The sequence below is a fragment of the Winogradskyella sp. A3E31 genome (assembly GCF_046720935.1).
Taxonomy (GTDB): domain Bacteria; phylum Bacteroidota; class Bacteroidia; order Flavobacteriales; family Flavobacteriaceae; genus Winogradskyella.
In genome coordinates this window covers 1-890 of the sequence record NZ_JBHNWH010000029.1, presented here as the reverse complement: position 1 = coordinate 890, position 890 = coordinate 1, and the positions used below count along the sequence as shown (strand labels likewise).

Sequence of the window (890 nt, the reverse complement as noted above, 5' to 3'; positions counted from 1 at the left end):
CCTAACGATCCATGTGACCCAATGCAAGCTGTGGGTTATACAGGCTATGATAGCACAAATACAATCTGGCAGACAGCGGACTGTGACGGTGATGGAGTGAGTAACGGTGATGAGTTCACCAACGGTACAGACCCATACAGCAACCCAGGCGATACGGACGGTGACGGTATCGATGATGACAATGAGACCAATGACGGTACAGATCTTAACGATCCATGTGATCCTTTTGGGGCTTTGACAACTGATTCAGACGGTGATGGATTGACAGATTGTGAAGAGATTACGGGAATGGATGACTCTAGCACACCATTAGATCCAGGAGGAACGACTTCGGACCCTAACGATGCATGTAGTCCAGTACCAACAGCAAGTTGCCAACCAGTTGCTAATGATGATACTGCATCTACTGATCCAGGGATGGCTGTTATTATAGATATTACTTCAAACGATACAGATCCAGACGGCACTATTGATGACAGTACTATAGATTTAGATCCAAGTACACCAGGACAACAAAGTACAATCACTATTCCTGGTGAAGGGGTCTATACTGATAATGGAGATGGAACAATCACATTTAGTCCTGATCCAGGATTCACCAATGACACATCAACAATTATGTATACAGTAAATGATAATGATGGCAATACCTCAACTGTAGGAACGATATCAATTACGGTTCCGGCATGTCCTAATAGTGTAGACAGTGATGGTGATGGTCTTACTGATTGTGAGGAATCTACAGGCGTGGACGACCCAAGTACAGCAGTTGTACCAAGTGGTATAACGGATCTTAACGACCCATGTGACCCAATGCAACCAGCAGGTTACACAGGCTATGATAGCACAAATGCAATCTGGCAGGCAGCGGATTGTGACGGTGATGGAGT

Annotated in this window: 1 protein-coding gene; it reads left to right on the top strand. The window is 45.1% G+C overall.

Going from position 1 to position 890, the window contains the following annotated elements; genetic code table 11:
- Window positions 1–890: Ig-like domain-containing protein (locus tag ACFEMA_RS14715; protein WP_411768967.1), on the top strand; the 890-nt coding region annotated here is incomplete at both ends.